Genomic DNA, 16,108 nt, shown 5'->3' on the forward strand with positions numbered 1-16,108 from the left:
ATCCCCGGTACTGGCGTAATGCTGTTCACTTGAGGTTCATCACTTATCGTGGCGAGGGAGCTTGCTCCCGCTGGAACGCGCAGCGGTCCCAAGCTTTTAGGGCTGCTACGCAGCCCAGCGGGAGCAAGCTCCCTCGCCACGGAGCGGTGACGCCCTTACGGGTACGGGACTAGCGGCGATGCGCCCAACGCTGGCGCAGCCACTCCAGGTCTTCAGGGCGGGTGATCTTGATGTTGTCGGAACGCCCCTCGATCAAGCGAGGGGCCTGCCCCGCCCACTCCATGGCCGAAGCTTCATCGGTAATGAGCGCATCCGCCACCAGGCTGTCGGCAAGGGCCCGGTGCAGCGCGCCGAGGCGAAACATCTGGGGCGTGTAGGCTTGCCAGATCACGCTGCGATCCACGGTTTCCACTACGCGGCCGTGTTTGTCGACGCGCTTTAAGGTGTCCCGGGCCGGAACCGCCAGCAGGCCCCCGACCGGATCGTTCACCAACTCGCCGAGCAAGGTGTCCAGGTCATCGCGGGACAGGTTGGGCCGCGCCGCATCGTGCACCAGCACCCAGTCATGATCGTCGGCGCCCTGCCCGTGCAGATGCAACAAGGCATTGAGCACGGAGTCCGCACGCTGCTCGCCGCCGTCCACGCGCTGGATGCGCGGATCGCTGGCGCAAGCCAGGCTCGGCCAGTAGGGATCATCATGGGCAATGCTCACCACCACGCCCTTGACGGTGGGGTGATCGAGGAAACAGCCAAGGCTGTGTTCAAGAATTGTGCGTCCACCCAGTTGCAGGTACTGCTTGGGTCGGTCCGCGGCCATCCGGGCACCCACGCCCGCGGCAGGAATCACGGCCCAGAAGGCCGGCAAACGAATACTCATTGGGCCAACTGGTAGAGGGTTTCACCCTCCTTGACCATGCCCAATTCATGGCGAGCCCGCTCTTCGACGGTCTCCATGCCTTTTTTCAACTCTGTGACTTCGGCGTCCATTACCCGATTACGCTCCAGCAACGCCTCGTTTTCGGCATGCTGGTCGGCAATCTGCTGAGTCAGGTCGGCCACTTGCGCCAGGCTGCCATTACCCACCCAGAGGCGGTACTGCAAGCCGGCCAGCAACAGGAGCAAGACAAGAAACAACCAATTGGGACTGCGCATCGAATATCAGTATCCAGTGAAAAAAGACCGCCATGCCAAACTTTGCAGCGTCTGATAGCACGAAGCCTGGAAGACCCAGGCTTGTGCTTGATAAGGCATCAGATTAGAGGGAAAAGCGCCGCATGGGCGACTTTTCCGACATAACCCGCTGTCTTTTTACCATCTACCGCTTAACCGCGAAACTCGGCGCGACCGTTGTACTTGGCCTTGCCGTTCAACTGCTCTTCGATACGCAGCAGTTGGTTGTACTTGGAAACGCGGTCGGAACGGCACAGCGAACCGGTCTTGATCTGGCCTGCCGCGGTGCCCACGGCCAGGTCGGCAATGGTCGAATCTTCGGTTTCACCGGAACGGTGGGAGATCACGGCGGTGTAGCCGGCGGCCTTGGCCATCTGGATGGCTTCCAGGGTTTCGGTCAGGGTGCCGATCTGGTTGAACTTGATCAGGATCGAGTTGGCGATCTTCTTGTCGATGCCTTCCTTCAGGATCTTGGTGTTGGTCACGAACAGGTCGTCACCCACCAGCTGGGTCTTCTCGCCGATCTTGTCGGTGAGGATCTTCCAGCCCGCCCAATCGGACTCGTCCAGGCCGTCTTCGATGGAGATGATCGGGTAGCGTTCGGTCAGGCCCTTGAGGTAGTCGGCGAAACCTTCTGCGGTGAACACCTGGCCTTCGCCGGACAGGTTGTACTTGCCGTCTTCGAAGAACTCACTGGCGGCGCAGTCCAGGGCCAGGGTCACGTCGGTGCCCAGCGTGTAGCCGGCGTTGGCCACGGCTTCGGAGATCACTTTCAGCGCGTCTTCGTTGGAGGCCAGGTTCGGAGCGAAACCGCCTTCGTCGCCAACGGCGGTGCTCAGGCCACGGGCCTTCAGCACAGCCTTGAGGTGATGGAAAATCTCGGTGCCCATGCGCAGGCCTTCGGAGAAGGACTTGGCGCCCACCGGCTGCACCATGAACTCCTGGATGTCGACGTTGTTGTCGGCATGTTCGCCGCCGTTGATGATGTTCATCATCGGCACCGGCATCGAATAGACGCCCGGCGTACCGTTGAGGTTGGCGATGTGGGCGTACAGTGGCAGGTCCTGGTCCTGGGCGGCGGCCTTGGCGGCAGCCAGGGACACGGCGAGGATCGCGTTGGCGCCCAGGGTAGCCTTGTTTTCGGTACCGTCGAGCTTGATCATCGCCTGATCGAGGGCTTTCTGGTCGGCAGGGTCCTTGCCCAGCAACAGGTCACGGATCGGACCATTGATGTTGGCGACGGCTTTCAGCACGCCCTTGCCCAGGTAACGGCCCTTGTCGCCATCACGCAGCTCCAGCGCTTCGCGCGAGCCAGTGGAAGCACCGGACGGCGCGCAGGCGCTGCCGATGATGCCGTTGTCGAGAAGCACGTCCGCTTCAACAGTGGGGTTGCCACGGGAGTCGAGAACTTCACGACCTTTGATGTCGACGATTTTTGCCATTGTTGTAAACACTCCAAAGTTGACTAGAACGTTGCAGAAAACTTGCTCACCCTCAGCTGCGATTCAGCCAAAAGAGACCGAATGGGAGCGCTTCGCACTCCAGCGGGAGCAAGCTCCCTCGCCACAAGAGCACGGCTTGTCGGCGATGGGGGCCTCAAGGGCGCCATCGCTGGCAAATCATGCTCCCACAAGAGCAGTGCGGCCCGCAGGCCAGAGCGATAAACGAGCGGTACTTTACCGGAGAAAACCGCCTTACGCGGTTTCTATCGTCGCAAAACCCTTGACCAGCTCGTCCAACGCCTTGAGCTGAGACAGGAAAGGTTCCAGCTTGTTCAAGCGCAGGGCGCAAGGACCGTCGCACTTGGCGTTGTCCGGATCCGGGTGGGCTTCCAGGAACAGGCCGGCCAGGGACTGGCTCATGCCCGCCTTGGCCAGGTCCGTGACCTGGGCACGACGACCACCGGCGGAGTCGGAACGGCCGCCAGGCATCTGCAAGGCGTGCGTCACGTCGAAGAACACCGGGTATTCGAACTGCTTCATGATGCCGAAGCCGAGCATGTCCACCACCAGGTTGTTGTAGCCGAAGCTCGAACCGCGCTCGCAGAGGATCAACTGGTCATTGCCGGCCTCCTCGCACTTGCTCAGGATGTGTTTCATTTCCTGGGGCGCGAGGAACTGGGCCTTCTTGATGTTGATCACCGCACCGGTCTTGGCCATCGCGACCACCAGGTCGGTCTGGCGCGACAGGAAGGCCGGCAGTTGGATGATGTCGCAGACCTCGGCCACGACCGCCGCCTGGGCAGGCTCGTGGACGTCGGTGATGATCGGCACGCCAAAGGCTTGCTTGATGTCCTGGAAGATCCGCATGCCTTCTTCCAGACCTGGGCCACGGTAGGAAGTCACGGACGAACGGTTAGCCTTGTCGAAGCTGGCCTTGAAGACGTAGGGGATCCCCAGTTTCTGGGTGACCTTGACGTACTCCTCGCAGACCTGCATCGCCATGTCACGGCTTTCCAGCACGTTCATGCCGCCGAACAGCACCATGGGCTTGTCGTTGGCAATCTCGATGTCACCGACGCGGATGATCTTCTGGGCCATCGTCTTATGCCTTTTTCTGGTGTTGGGCCAAAGCGGCTTTCACAAAACCGCTGAACAGCGGATGACCGTCCCGTGGCGTCGAGGTGAACTCGGGGTGGAACTGGCAAGCCACGAACCATGGGTGATCCGGCGACTCGACCACCTCGACCAGCGCGCCGTCACCGGAGCGGCCGGAGATCTTCAGGCCAGCCTCGATCAGTTGCGGCAGCAGGTTGTTGTTCACTTCGTAGCGATGGCGGTGACGCTCGACGATCACGTCCTTGGCGTAGCACTCGTGCACCAGGGAACCAGCTTCGAGCAGGCATTCCTGGGCACCGAGGCGCATGGTGCCGCCCAGGTCGGAAGATTCGGTGCGCACTTCAACGGCGCCGGTGGCGTCTTCCCACTCGGTGATCAGGCCCACGACCGGGTGGCCGCTGGCGCGATCGAATTCGGTGGAGTTGGCGTCTTTCCAGCCCAGCACGTTACGGGCGAACTCGATGACCGCCACTTGCATGCCCAGGCAGATCCCCAGGTAAGGCACCTTGTTTTCGCGAGCGTATTGCACGGCGGTGATCTTGCCTTCCACGCCTCGCAGGCCGAAGCCGCCCGGCACGAGAATCGCGTCGGCGCCTTCGAGCAGGCCAGTGCCCTGGTTCTCGATGTCTTCGGAATCGATGTAGCGCAGGTTGACCTTGGTGCGGTTGCTGATACCGGCGTGGCTCATCGCTTCGATCAGCGACTTGTAGGCGTCCAGCAGCTCCATGTACTTGCCGACCATGGCGATGGTGACTTCGTGCTCAGGGTTGAGCTTGGCATCGACCACGGCGTCCCACTCGGACAGGTCGGCACCGGCGCACTGCAGGCCGAAACGCTCGACGACGAAATCGTCCAGGCCCTGGGAGTGCAGGATGCCGGGGATCTTGTAGATGGTGTCGGCGTCTTCCAGGCCGATCACCGCACGCTCTTCAACGTTGGTGAACTGGGCGATCTTGCGACGCGACGACAGGTCGATCGGGTGATCGGAGCGGCAGATCAGCACGTCCGGTTGCAGGCCGATGGAGCGCAGCTCCTTGACCGAGTGCTGGGTTGGCTTGGTCTTGGTTTCGCCAGCGGTGGCGATGTACGGGACCAGGGTCAGGTGCATCAGCATCGCGCGCTTGGCGCCGATTTCGAAACGCAACTGGCGGATGGCCTCGAGGAACGGCTGGGACTCGATGTCGCCCACGGTGCCGCCGATCTCGACCATCGCCACGTCGGCGTCGCCAGCACCCTTGATGATGCGGCGCTTGATTTCGTCGGTGATGTGCGGGATGACCTGGATGGTCGCGCCCAGGTAGTCACCACGACGCTCCTTGCGCAGCACGTGCTCGTAGACACGGCCGGTGGTGAAGTTGTTGTTCTGGGTCATGGTCGTGCGGATGAACCGCTCGTAGTGGCCCAGGTCCAGGTCGGTCTCGGCGCCGTCATGGGTGACGAACACTTCACCGTGCTGGAACGGGCTCATGGTGCCCGGGTCGACGTTGATGTACGGGTCCAGCTTGAGCATGGTGACCTTAAGTCCCCGCGCCTCCAGGATGGCCGCCAATGAAGCCGAGGCAATGCCTTTCCCCAATGAAGAAACAACACCGCCCGTGACGAATATGTAGCGCGTCATGAAAAACCCTAGAAGTCTGCGTTAAAGCGGTCCGAGCCGCCGGGGAAAGCGAAGGAAGGCCGAAGCCCCCGATCACCTGCATTAATCACAGTGCACCTTTCAAAAAAACCGCCGCGTTGGGACAGACCGGAAGTGAAATCACCGGTACGTTGCTCGCTACACATTTTTTGGAATCGCCCAGCAAAGACTGCTTGGTAATCGGCAACTCCTGCAATTCAGGCGAATCCACAGAAGTTGTATCAAGAAGGGAGCGTAGTCTACCGGAAAGCCCCTTTCAGCTCAAACCCCGATCTTGGCTTCCTGGCTGCCAGACCAATTGCCAACTGCCATCTGCCGCGCAGTCGAGCCCGCCCAGATTAGCCACCGCCAGCAATCGCTGGCCCTGGTACAGCAGCGGCAATCGGCCGCGAACGAAGGCCGGCACCGCGCGCTCATTGAGCAAACGCTTGAGGTCGCGATGCCCACGGCCCGGCAATTGCAGCACCTCGCCACCTTGACGATAGCGGATCCACAGGGGCCCCGCCGGCCGCTGGCCGTTGAGCGTGACCCGGCCATTGCCCGGCAAGTACAACGCGGCCGCCGGATCCGGCCATTGAACAGCGCCGGCGACCGGGCGCAGCCAGTGGTCGGATAACCACCAGACTCGCCCGCCACCACGGTGTAACTCACCTCCGGCCAGGCGCCAGATCGGCCGGGCGTCATGCACCGCATCGCGCAACGCGTCCCAGCCGGACCAGTGATCGCTGTCGGGCAACAGGGTCAGCGCCGCCAGCCAATGGCTCAATGCGTTGCGCTGGCGCGCCGCAGACAGGGCCTGCAAGGGCGCCAGTTCAAGCGACGGCACACCCAGCCAGTCGAACGCGTCCGGGCTCGCGGCAGCGGCCAGGTCGAGCCGCGCCAGGTCGCTCAGCAAATCCTGGGCTTCGCTCATGTGTGCGGCGCTGCGAGCCAGGCTCATGGACGCCCGAGGCCAGTGCTCGGCCAGCAGCGGAAACACCCGCCGGCGCAAGTAATTGCGCGAATACCGCAGGTCGTCGTTGGAGGGGTCCTCGATCCAGTTCAAGCCCTGCTGCGTCGCGTAGGCCTCCAACGCCGCCCGGGATACCTCGAGCAGCGGGCGCAACAAATACCCGTGCCCGAGGGGACGCTGCCGGGGCATCGCCGACAAACCGCGCACGCCCGCCCCGCGCAGCAAGCGGAACAACAGGGTTTCGGCCTGATCATCCTGGTGCTGGGCGGTGAGCAGCACTTCGTCGGCCTGGAGCGTTGCAGCAAAGGCCGCGTAGCGCGCCTCCCGGGCAGCGCGTTCGAGGCTGGCACCCAGGCAAACCTCAACGCTCACCACGTGCAACGGCACGCCCAGTGCCTCACACACCCGACGGCAATGTTCCGGCCAGGCATCGGCCGCAGCCTGGAGCCCGTGATGGACGTGCAGCGCCCGGATCGGGGGCAGGGTGTGATGTTTGGACAGCGAAACGAGCAGGTGCAGCAGCACGGTGGAGTCGAGGCCGCCGGAGAAGGCGATGTGCCAGGCGGTAGCGTTGCGCCAGGGGGACAGTTGGGTGAGGAGCCCGGTGGGGAGATCAATCCTGGATTGATTCATGGACATGGGCCTTCACACCAATCAAATGTGGGAGCGGGCTTGCTCGCGAATGCGCAGTGCCAGTTAACATTATGTCGACTGACACTGCGCATTCGCGAGCAAGCCCGCTCCCACAGGGTACTGCCGTCAGATCAGAGACCGTAGCTCATCAGACGATCGTAGCGACGGGTCAGCAATGTGTCGTGGTCGAGTTTCTTCAGCATCGACAATTGCGAACTCAGTTCGGCACGAATCAGCGCGGCGGCAGCGGCCGGGTCGCGGTGGGCGCCGCCCACGGGCTCGTTGATCACCTTGTCCACAATGCCCAGGCCCTTGAGGCGCTCGGCGGTGATGCCCATGGCTTCAGCGGCGTCCGGGGCCTTCTCGGCGGTTTTCCACAGGATCGAGGCGCAGCCTTCCGGCGAGATCACCGCGTAAGTGGAATATTGCAGCATGTTCAGCTGGTCGCAGACACCAATGGCCAGCGCACCACCGGAACCGCCTTCGCCGATGACGGTGGCGATGATCGGGGTCTTCAGGCGTGCCATGACCCGCAGGTTCCAGGCGATCGCTTCGCTCTGGTTGCGCTCTTCGGCGTCGATGCCCGGGTAGGCACCCGGCGTGTCGATGAAGGTCAGGATCGGCATCTTGAAGCGCTCGGCCATTTCCATCAGGCGGCAAGCCTTGCGGTAGCCTTCAGGACGCGGCATGCCGAAGTTGCGACGCACCTTCTCGCGCACTTCACGGCCCTTCTGATGGCCGATGACCATCACCGGCTGGTCTTCCAGGCGAGCCACACCGCCCACGATCGCGGCGTCGTCGGAGAAGTGACGGTCGCCGTGCAGTTCGTCGAACTCGGTGAAGATGTGCTCGATGTAGTCCAGGGTGTAGGGACGACGCGGATGACGCGCCAGGCGCGCGATCTGCCAGCTGGTCAGCTTGCCGAAGATGTCTTCGGTCAGCGTACGGCTCTTGTCCTGCAGACGAGAGATTTCATCGCCGATATTCAGCGAATTGTCATTACCGACCAAGCGCAACTCTTCGATCTTGGCTTGCAGGTCGGCGATCGGCTGTTCGAAATCTAGAAAATTCGGGTTCATAGGCGTCCGTCTTGGGTCGACGTCCAAGAGAGCTTGGGCCGGCCGGTTGTCTATTCGCGCCTACCTTAAGGGAGAGGCGCGTTCAGGTCGAGATTAAAAATCCGGGTCGAGATCAGGGGGCACTCGGGTTTGCGAGGTGGCCCCTGGCCGTCAACGGTATTGGAGGAAGACGTTGTCTTTGCCGAACTGGTCACGCAAGGCTTGAATCAACGCATCCGCCGGGTCGATCCGCCAGCCCTCGCCAAACTGCAACACCGCCTTGGCGTCGGGCCGCATGTACTCCATGGTGATCGGACAGGCGCCGCGATGGCGCTTGAACAATTCGCCCAGCCAGCGCAACTGGTCGCCCTTGAGGTCCTGGGTCTGCAGCTTCAGGCGCAGGCTCTCGGCCAGGTTGGTCCGAGCGTCCTCCATGCTCATCACCCGCTTGACCCGCAGCCGCAGACCACCGGAGAAGTCATCGTTGCTGACCTCGCCTTCGACCACCACCATCGCGTCGGTCTGCAACAGCGATTGGGCCGAATGGAATGCATCGGCGAACAAGGAGGCCTCGATACGCCCGGAGCGGTCGTCGAGGGTGATGAAGCCCATCTTGTCGCCCTTTTTGTTCTTCATCACCCGCAGGGCAATGATCATACCGGCGACGGTCTGGGTGTCCCGGGCCGGCTTGAGGTCGATGATGCGCTGACGGGCAAAACGGCGGATCTCGCCTTCGTACTCGTCGATCGGGTGCCCGGTGAGGTACAGGCCCAGGGTGTCTTTTTCACCCTTGAGGCGTTCCTTGAGGGTCAGTTCCTTGGCCTTGCGATGATTGCCGTAGACGTCGGCGTCCTCCTCGACGAACAGCCCGCCAAACAGGTCGGCGTGGCCACTGTCGTGGGTGCGGGCGGTCTGTTCGGCCGCCTTGATGGCTTCTTCCATGGCCGCCAGCAACACCGCGCGGTTGCGGTCGATGTTGGCCTGGTAGGCCTTGGGTTCATCATGGAAATAGGGGCCGAGCCGGTCCAGCGCGCCGCTGCGGATCAAGCCATCGAGGGTGCGCTTGTTGATGCGCTTGAGGTCGACCCGGGCGCAGAAGTCGAACAGGTCCTTGAACGGCCCGTCCTGGCGCGCCTCGGTGATCGCTTCCACCGGCCCCTCGCCCACACCCTTGATCGCGCCAAGGCCGTAGATGATGCGGCCCTCTTCGTTCACCGTGAACTTGAACTCCGAGGCGTTCACGTCCGGCGCGTCGAGGCGCAGCTTCATGGTCCGCACTTCTTCGATCAAGGTCACGACCTTGTCGGTGTTGTGCATATCCGCCGAGAGCACGGCGGCCATGAACGGCGCCGGGTAATGCGCCTTCAGCCAGGCGGTCTGATACGACACCAGGCCGTATGCGGCGGAGTGGGATTTGTTGAAGCCGTAACCGGCGAATTTTTCCACCAGGTCGAAGATGTTACCGGCCAGGTCCGCATCAATGCCGTTGTTCGCACAGCCTTCGATGAAGCCGCCGCGCTGCTTGGCCATTTCCTCGGGCTTTTTCTTACCCATCGCCCGACGCAGCATGTCCGCGCCGCCAAGGGTGTAGCCGGCCATCACCTGGGCGATCTGCATCACCTGTTCCTGATACAGGATGATGCCGTAGGTCGGTGCCAGCACCGGCTTGAGGCCGTCGTACTGGTAGTCCGGGTGTGGGTAGGCCAGTTCGGCGCGACCGTGCTTACGGTTGATGAAGTCGTCCACCATGCCCGATTGCAGCGGCCCCGGACGGAACAGGGCCACCAGTGCGATCAAGTCTTCCAGGCAGTCGGGCTTGAGCTTCTTGATCAGCTCCTTCATGCCCCGGGATTCAAGCTGGAACACCGCCGTGGTCTCGGCCTTCTGCAACAGGCTGTAGGTCGGCTTGTCGTCCAGCGGGATGAACGCGATGTCCAGTGGCTCTTCGCCGAGCTTGGCCCGGTCGCGGTTGATGGTCTTCAGCGCCCAGTCGATGATCGTCAGGGTCCGCAGGCCGAGGAAGTCGAACTTCACCAGGCCCGCTGCCTCGACGTCATCCTTGTCGAACTGGGTGACCAGGCCGTCGCCCTCTTCATCGCAATAGATCGGCGAGAAGTCGGTCAGCTTGGTCGGGGCGATCACCACGCCACCGGCGTGCTTGCCGACGTTACGCACCACGCCTTCGAGCTTGCGGGCCATCTCCCAGATTTCCGCGGCCTCTTCATCGACCTTGATGAAGTCCCGCAGGATTTCTTCCTGCTCGTAGGCTTTTTCCAGGGTCATGCCGACTTCGAACGGGATCATTTTCGACAAGCGGTCCGCCAGGCCGTAGGACTTGCCTTGCACCCGCGCCACGTCCCGCACCACCGCCTTGGCGGCCATGGAACCGAAGGTGATGATCTGGCTCACCGCATTGCGGCCGTACTTCTCGGCCACGTAGTCGATCACCCGGTCGCGACCATCCATGCAGAAGTCGACGTCGAAGTCGGGCATGGAAACCCGTTCCGGGTTGAGGAACCGTTCGAAGAGCAGGTCATATTCCAGCGGGTCTAGGTCGGTGATCTTCTGCACGTAGGCCACCAGCGACCCGGCACCCGACCCCCGGCCCGGACCGACCGGCACGCCGTTGTTCTTGGCCCACTGGATGAAGTCCATCACGATCAGGAAGTAACCGGGGAAGCCCATCTGGATGATGATATCCAGCTCGAAATTCAGCCGGTCGATGTAGACCTGGCGCTTGGCTTCGTAATCCTCGGTGGTGTCCTTGGGCAACAGGACGCTGAGGCGCTCTTCCAGGCCATCAAACGACACCTTGCGGAAATATTCGTCGATGGTCATGCCATCGGGAATCGGGAAGTTGGGCAGGAAGTGCTTGCCCAGCTTGACCTCGATGTTGCAACGCTTGGCGATCTCGACGGTGTTTTCCAGCGCCTCAGGCAGGTCGCTGAACAACTCGGCCATTTCCTCGGCGCTCTTGAGGTATTGCTGGTCGCTGTAGTTCTTCGAGCGGCGCGGGTCGTCAAGGGCACGGCCTTCGCCGATGCAGACGCGGGTTTCGTGGGCCTCGAAATCCTCCGGCTTGATAAAGCGCACGTCGTTGGTGGCCACCAGCGGCGCGCCGAGCTTGTCGGCCAGGGCCACGGCGGCGTGCAGGTGCTCTTCGTCATTGGGCCGATTGGTGCGCTGCACCTCGATGTAGAAGCGGTCGGGAAACACCGCCATCCAGTCCCGGGCCAATGCCTCGGCCTCCTCGGGGTTGCCGCTGAGCAGAGCCAAGCCGATCTCACCCTCCTTGGCCGCCGACAGCATGATCAGGCCTTCGCTGGCCTCGGCCACCCACTCGCGTTCGATGATGATCGAACCGTTGCGCTGGCCATCGATGAAGCCCCGGGAAATCAGCTCGGTGAGGTTGCGATACCCCACCGCATTCATGACCAGCAGGCTGATGCGGCTCAACGGCGCATCCGGGTCCTTGTTCGACAACCACAGGTCGGCACCGCAGATCGGCTTGATCCCGGCGCCCATGGAGGCCTTGTAGAACTTGACCAGCGAACACATGTTGTTCTGGTCGGTGACCGCCACGGCAGGCATGTTCATGCCCACCAGGGTCTTGACCAGTGGCTTGATCCGCACCAGACCGTCGACCAGGGAATATTCAGTGTGCAGGCGTAGATGAACGAATGAAGCCGGCATAGTGATCCTGCGTTAAGTCATGAAAACAACAAGGCCCGGATTGTACCGGGCCTGGGGTAAAACATCAGCCATGAGTGTCCGACCTTGAACATACGAACACGGCCTTTGTGGCGAGGGGATTTATCCCCGCTGGGGCGCGAAGCGGCCCTTAAACCTGACAACCCGTTGCGTCTGACAGACTTCGGGACTGCTTCGCAGTCCAACGGGGATAAATCCCCTCGCCACAAAAGCAGCGTTTGTCTCAAGAAACAGGGTACTGACTGTTTATGATCAACCCTTCACGCGCCTCATAAGCCAGCCGCACCGGAGCGAACGAGCGCCGGTGGATCGGCGTTGGCCCGAGGCGTGCCAAGGCTTCCAGGTGCACGGGGGTCGGGTAGCCCTTGTGGCCGCCGATGCCGTAGCCCGGATAAATCAGTTCGAAGGCGCTCATTTCCCGATCGCGGCTGACCTTGGCCAGAATCGATGCGGCCGCGATGGCGGGCACCTTCGCGTCGCCCTGGACCACCGCCTCGGCGCGCATCGACAGTTTCGGGCAGCGATTGCCGTCGATCATCGCCAGCTTCGGCGTGATGTGCAGGCCCTGCACCGCGCGCTGCATGGCCAACATGGTAGCGTGGAGGATGTTCAGCTCATCGATCTCTTCGACCTCGGCCCGGGCAATGCACCAGCTCAGGGCTTTCTCGCAAATCTCGTCGTAGAGCTTTTCGCGACGGGCCTCGGTGAGCTTCTTGGAATCGTTGAGGCCCAGGATCGGCCGGTTCGGATCGAGAATGACCGCGGCCGTTACCACGGCGCCGCACAACGGGCCACGGCCCACCTCGTCGACACCGGCGACCAATTCTTCCACTTCGGCGACCAGATTGAAGTCCAGGCCCATCTGCAGTTTCGAGTGGCTCATGATTGTGCGCCGATCAGGGTCAGCACCGCGTCAGCCGCCTGATTGGAGGCGTCGCGGCGCAGGGTCCGGTGGATTTCGTCGAAGCCGCGGGTCTGCTCCTCGCCGCCGTCGATCAACGGCGCAAGTGTATTGGCCAGGGCGTCGGCCGTGGCCTCGTCCTGCAGCAACTCCGGCACCAGCAGGCGCTGGGCCAACAGGTTCGGCAGGGACACGTAGGGGCTCTTGACCATGCGCTTGAGGATCCAGAACGTCAGCGGCGCCAGGCGATAGGCAACCACCATCGGGCGTTTGTACAGCAACGCCTCAAGGGTAGCAGTGCCGGAGGCAATCAACACGGCGTCACAGGCAGCCAGCGCGTCATGGGAGCGACCGTCGAGCAGCGTGACCGGCAGATCGCGCCCCGCCAGCAGCGCTTCAAGCTGCTCCCGGCGCTGCGGGCTGGCGCACGGCAGGACAAAACGCACGTCGGGGCGCATCGCCCGGAGGCGTTCGGCGGCGTCGAAAAACAAGCCACCCAGCCGACTCACTTCACCGCCACGGCTGCCGGGCATCAATGCCACCAGCGGCCCATCGACCAGGCCCAGCGCCTGGCGAGCCGCCTGGCGATCGGCCTGCAGGGGAATGGTGTCGGCCAGGGTATGCCCGACAAACCGCACCGGCACGCCCTTCTCTTCGTAGAAGCGGGCTTCGAACGGCAGCAGCGTCAGCATCAGGTCGCAGCCTTCGCGAATCTTGAGCACCCGCTTCTGCCGCCAGGCCCAAACCGACGGGCTGACGTAATGCACGGTCTTGATCCCGGCCTGACGCAACTTGAGCTCGATGTTGAGGGTGAAATCCGGGGCGTCGATGCCGATGAACACATCCGGCTTTTCGTCGATCAGGGTCTCGATCAGCTTCTTGCGCCGGGCCAGCAATTCGCGCAGGCGACCGAGCACCTCCACCAGCCCCATCACCGACAGGCGTTCCATCGGAAAATAGGAGACCAGCCCTTCGGCCTGCATCAACGGGCCGCCAACACCCATGAACTCCACCGCGGGATGCTGCGCCTTGAGCGCACGCATCAGACCGGCGCCCAGAATGTCGCCGGAAGCCTCTCCGGCCACCAGCGCAATACGCAGATTAGCCATGGTTAACGGGTGATGCCGCGAGTCGAAGACTGGATGGAATCGCGGAACGTCGCGACTTCCGGGTACTGCGCCGAGGCCTCGGCCAGTTCGGCGAGTGCCTGCTCGACGGTCAGGCCCTGGCGATACACGACCTTGTAGGCACGCCGCAACGCGGTGATCGCCTCTTCGCTGAAGCCCCGACGGCGCATACCCTCGAAGTTCATGCTGCGGGCTTCGGCCGGGTTGCCGAACACCGTGACATAGGCGGGAACGTCCTTGCCGATGGCGGTGCCCATGCCGGAGAAGCTGTGGGCGCCGATGTGGCAGTACTGGTGCACCAGGGTAAAACCGGAGAGGATCGCCCAGTCATCCACATGCACATGACCGGCCAACGCGGTGTTGTTGACCAGGATGCAATGGTTGCCGATCACGCTGTCATGGCCGATGTGGGCGTAGGCCATGATCAGGTTGTGGTCGCCCAGGGTCGTTTCGGAGCGATCCTGGATGGTACCGCGGTGAATGGTCACGCCTTCGCGGATCACGTTGTGATCGCCGATGACCAGGCGGGTTTCTTCACCTTTGTACTTGAGATCGGGCGTGTCCTCGCCTACCGAGGAAAACTGGTAGATGCGATTGTGACGGCCGATCCGGGTCGGCCCCTTGAGAATTACATGGGGGCCGATCACCGTACCCTCGCCGATTTCCACACCTGCGCCGATGATCGACCACGGGCCGACCTCGACATCGGCGGCCAGGACGGCCGTCGGATCGATGATTGCGCGAGGGTCAATCAAACTCATAGCTTGCGTTCCGCACAGATGATTTCAGCGGAGCAGACTGGCTTGCCGTCGACCGAAGCCTGGCATTCGAACTTCCAGATCTGGCGCTTGCAACTGATGAACTTGGCTTCGAGGATCAATTGATCGCCCGGAGTGACCGGCTGGCGGAAACGCAGCTTGTCGGAGCCCACGAAGTAGTAGAGCGTGCCGTCGGCAGGCTTTACGTCGAGCATTTTGAAACCAAGGATCCCGGCAGCCTGGGCCATCGCCTCGATGATCAGCACGCCCGGCATGATTGGGTGCGCGGGGAAGTGACCATTGAAGAACGGCTCGTTGATGCTGACATTCTTGTAGGCGCGAATGCGCTTGCCTTCAACATCCAGGTCCACCACCCGGTCCACCAGCAGGAACGGGTAACGGTGAGGCAGGTATTCGCGAATCTCGTTGATGTCCATCATTTCGGGAGGAAGCCTATGTAAAGATTGGGAGCGCACGGGCAACGCGCACTCCGCTAGCAAATCAAGGAGCCCTAACGGCTGTGCACACTTGATATGGAAATGGTATCAGCCATCTGATGAAGCATTACCGTCAGGGGTCACGTCCCCTACACGCTTTTCCACCTGGCGCAGACGTCGCGCGATGTCGTCGAGCTGACGGATACGGGCCGCGCTCTTGCGCCATTCGGCCGCCGGTTGCATCGCCGTACCGGAAGAATAGGCGCCCGGCTCGGTAATCGAGTGGGTCACCATGGTCATCCCGGTCAGGAATACGTTGTCACAGATATCGATATGGCCCACCAGGCCGACGCCGCCGGCGAGCATGCAGTGCTTGCCGATCTTGGTGCTGCCGGAAATGCCCACGCAGGCGGCCATGGCGGTGTGGTCACCGACCTGGACGTTGTGGGCGATCTGGATCTGGTTGTCGAGCTTGACGCCATTGCCGATGACCGTATCGGCCAGGGCACCCCGGTCGATCGCGGTGTTGACGCCGATCTCGACGTCATCGCCGAGGGTGACGCCACCGATCTGGGCGATCTTTTGCCAGACGCCCTTCTCGTTGGCGAAACCGAAGCCTTCACCGCCCAGCACCGCGCCGGACTGAATCACCACCCGCTTGCCGATGCGCACGTCGTGGTACAGGGTCACGCGCGGAGCCAGCCAGCCACCTTCGCCGACCTCGCTGCGCGCACCAATGACGCAATGAGCGCCCAGGGTGACACCGGCACCAATGCGGGCGCCGCTTTCGATCACCACGAAGGGACCGACGCTGGCCGTGGGATCCACCACCGCATCCGCCGCGATCACCGCACTGGGATGAATACCCGCAGCCGCCTTGGGCTTGGGATCGAACAAGTGGGAAATGCGCGCATAGGCCAGGTACGGGTCGGGCACGATCAAGGCGTCGCCGGCAAACCCTTCGGCATCGGCGGCCTTGAGCAACAACGCGGCAGCCCGGCTGTCAGCCAGGTACTTGCGGTATTGGGGATTTGCCAGAAAGCTCAACTGAGCTGGGCCAGCCTCTTGCAAAGTGGCTAGCCCAGTAATTGCCCTCTCCGGGTCGCCACGCAGGGTGGCGCCGAGGAACTCGGCCAACTGGCCGAGCTTGATAGTCGCTGTCATGGA

Annotated in this window: 13 protein-coding genes; all 13 read right to left on the reverse strand. The window is 62.4% G+C overall.

What is annotated here, in order from left to right:
* Nucleotides 1–169 precede the first annotated feature (169 nt).
* Complete coding sequence (ispD, locus tag V5F23_RS22250) at nt 170–877, reverse strand: 2-C-methyl-D-erythritol 4-phosphate cytidylyltransferase (RefSeq protein WP_212802976.1); 708 nt, start codon at nt 875–877, stop codon at nt 170–172.
* On the reverse strand, nt 874–1,152 hold the full coding sequence (ftsB, locus tag V5F23_RS22255; protein ID WP_003184873.1) for a cell division protein FtsB: 279 nt from the start codon (nt 1,150–1,152) through the stop codon (nt 874–876). Before ftsB ends, ispD begins: the two co-directional genes overlap by 4 nt.
* Nucleotides 1,153–1,322: 170 nt before the next feature.
* The gene (gene eno / locus V5F23_RS22260; RefSeq protein ID WP_042728622.1) at nt 1,323–2,612 is read right to left on the reverse strand and encodes a phosphopyruvate hydratase; all 1,290 of its coding nucleotides are present in this window, start codon (nt 2,610–2,612) and stop codon (nt 1,323–1,325) included.
* A 252-nt stretch (nt 2,613–2,864) separates the two neighbouring features.
* Nucleotides 2,865–3,710 carry a 3-deoxy-8-phosphooctulonate synthase gene (kdsA, locus tag V5F23_RS22265; protein WP_042728621.1) on the reverse strand — a complete coding sequence of 282 codons (846 nt, stop codon included), beginning with the start codon at nt 3,708–3,710 and terminating at the stop codon, nt 2,865–2,867.
* A gap of 4 nt (nt 3,711–3,714) precedes the next feature.
* Nucleotides 3,715–5,346 (reverse strand): CTP synthase, encoded by a 1,632-nt coding sequence (locus V5F23_RS22270; protein WP_042728620.1) that lies wholly within the window; start codon nt 5,344–5,346, stop codon nt 3,715–3,717.
* Between the two features lie 274 nt (nt 5,347–5,620).
* Nucleotides 5,621–6,949 (reverse strand): tRNA lysidine(34) synthetase TilS, encoded by a 1,329-nt coding sequence (tilS, locus tag V5F23_RS22275; RefSeq protein WP_338496590.1) that lies wholly within the window; start codon nt 6,947–6,949, stop codon nt 5,621–5,623.
* A gap of 131 nt (nt 6,950–7,080) precedes the next feature.
* The gene (locus tag V5F23_RS22280; RefSeq protein ID WP_042728618.1) at nt 7,081–8,028 is read right to left on the reverse strand and encodes an acetyl-CoA carboxylase carboxyltransferase subunit alpha; all 948 of its coding nucleotides are present in this window, start codon (nt 8,026–8,028) and stop codon (nt 7,081–7,083) included.
* Nucleotides 8,029–8,178: 150 nt separating this feature from the next.
* Nucleotides 8,179–11,700 (reverse strand): DNA polymerase III subunit alpha, encoded by a 3,522-nt coding sequence (dnaE, locus tag V5F23_RS22285; protein ID WP_042728617.1) that lies wholly within the window; start codon nt 11,698–11,700, stop codon nt 8,179–8,181.
* Nucleotides 11,701–11,941: 241 nt separating this feature from the next.
* Complete coding sequence (gene rnhB, locus V5F23_RS22290) at nt 11,942–12,586, reverse strand: ribonuclease HII (RefSeq protein WP_161796094.1); 645 nt, start codon at nt 12,584–12,586, stop codon at nt 11,942–11,944.
* Nucleotides 12,587–12,597: 11 nt separating this feature from the next.
* Nucleotides 12,598–13,728, reverse strand: coding sequence for a lipid-A-disaccharide synthase (gene lpxB / locus V5F23_RS22295; RefSeq protein WP_042728615.1), 1,131 nt, complete (start codon nt 13,726–13,728; stop codon nt 12,598–12,600).
* 2 nt (nt 13,729–13,730) lie between these two features.
* On the reverse strand, nt 13,731–14,507 hold the full coding sequence (gene lpxA / locus V5F23_RS22300) for an acyl-ACP--UDP-N-acetylglucosamine O-acyltransferase (RefSeq protein ID WP_042728614.1): 777 nt from the start codon (nt 14,505–14,507) through the stop codon (nt 13,731–13,733).
* Nucleotides 14,504–14,944 carry a 3-hydroxyacyl-ACP dehydratase FabZ gene (fabZ, locus tag V5F23_RS22305; protein WP_003184897.1) on the reverse strand — a complete coding sequence of 147 codons (441 nt, stop codon included), beginning with the start codon at nt 14,942–14,944 and terminating at the stop codon, nt 14,504–14,506. Before fabZ ends, lpxA begins: the two co-directional genes overlap by 4 nt.
* 105 nt (nt 14,945–15,049) lie before the next feature.
* On the reverse strand, nt 15,050–16,105 hold the full coding sequence (lpxD, locus tag V5F23_RS22310; RefSeq protein ID WP_042728613.1) for a UDP-3-O-(3-hydroxymyristoyl)glucosamine N-acyltransferase: 1,056 nt from the start codon (nt 16,103–16,105) through the stop codon (nt 15,050–15,052).
* Between the last annotated feature and the right edge of the window lie 3 nt (nt 16,106–16,108).

The sequence above is a fragment of the Pseudomonas sp. WP18 genome (assembly GCF_036689585.1).
GTDB lineage: Bacteria > Pseudomonadota > Gammaproteobacteria > Pseudomonadales > Pseudomonadaceae > Aquipseudomonas > Aquipseudomonas chlororaphis_E.

What these genes read in the sequence shown, in the direction of transcription:
- ispD (WP_212802976.1), bottom strand. Translation starts at nt 877, where the DNA reads ATGAGTATTCGTTTGCCGGCCTTCTGGGCCGTGATTCCTGCCGCGGGC.
- ftsB (WP_003184873.1), bottom strand. Translation starts at nt 1,152, where the DNA reads ATGCGCAGTCCCAATTGGTTGTTTCTTGTCTTGCTCCTGTTGCTGGCC.
- eno (WP_042728622.1), bottom strand. Translation starts at nt 2,612, where the DNA reads ATGGCAAAAATCGTCGACATCAAAGGTCGTGAAGTTCTCGACTCCCGT.
- kdsA (WP_042728621.1), bottom strand. Translation starts at nt 3,710, where the DNA reads ATGGCCCAGAAGATCATCCGCGTCGGTGACATCGAGATTGCCAACGAC.
- V5F23_RS22270 (WP_042728620.1), bottom strand. Translation starts at nt 5,346, where the DNA reads ATGACGCGCTACATATTCGTCACGGGCGGTGTTGTTTCTTCATTGGGG.
- tilS (WP_338496590.1), bottom strand. Translation starts at nt 6,949, where the DNA reads ATGAATCAATCCAGGATTGATCTCCCCACCGGGCTCCTCACCCAACTG.
- V5F23_RS22280 (WP_042728618.1), bottom strand. Translation starts at nt 8,028, where the DNA reads ATGAACCCGAATTTTCTAGATTTCGAACAGCCGATCGCCGACCTGCAA.
- dnaE (WP_042728617.1), bottom strand. Translation starts at nt 11,700, where the DNA reads ATGCCGGCTTCATTCGTTCATCTACGCCTGCACACTGAATATTCCCTG.
- lpxB (WP_042728615.1), bottom strand. Translation starts at nt 13,728, where the DNA reads ATGGCTAATCTGCGTATTGCGCTGGTGGCCGGAGAGGCTTCCGGCGAC.
- lpxA (WP_042728614.1), bottom strand. Translation starts at nt 14,507, where the DNA reads ATGAGTTTGATTGACCCTCGCGCAATCATCGATCCGACGGCCGTCCTG.
- fabZ (WP_003184897.1), bottom strand. Translation starts at nt 14,944, where the DNA reads ATGATGGACATCAACGAGATTCGCGAATACCTGCCTCACCGTTACCCG.
- lpxD (WP_042728613.1), bottom strand. Translation starts at nt 16,105, where the DNA reads ATGACAGCGACTATCAAGCTCGGCCAGTTGGCCGAGTTCCTCGGCGCC.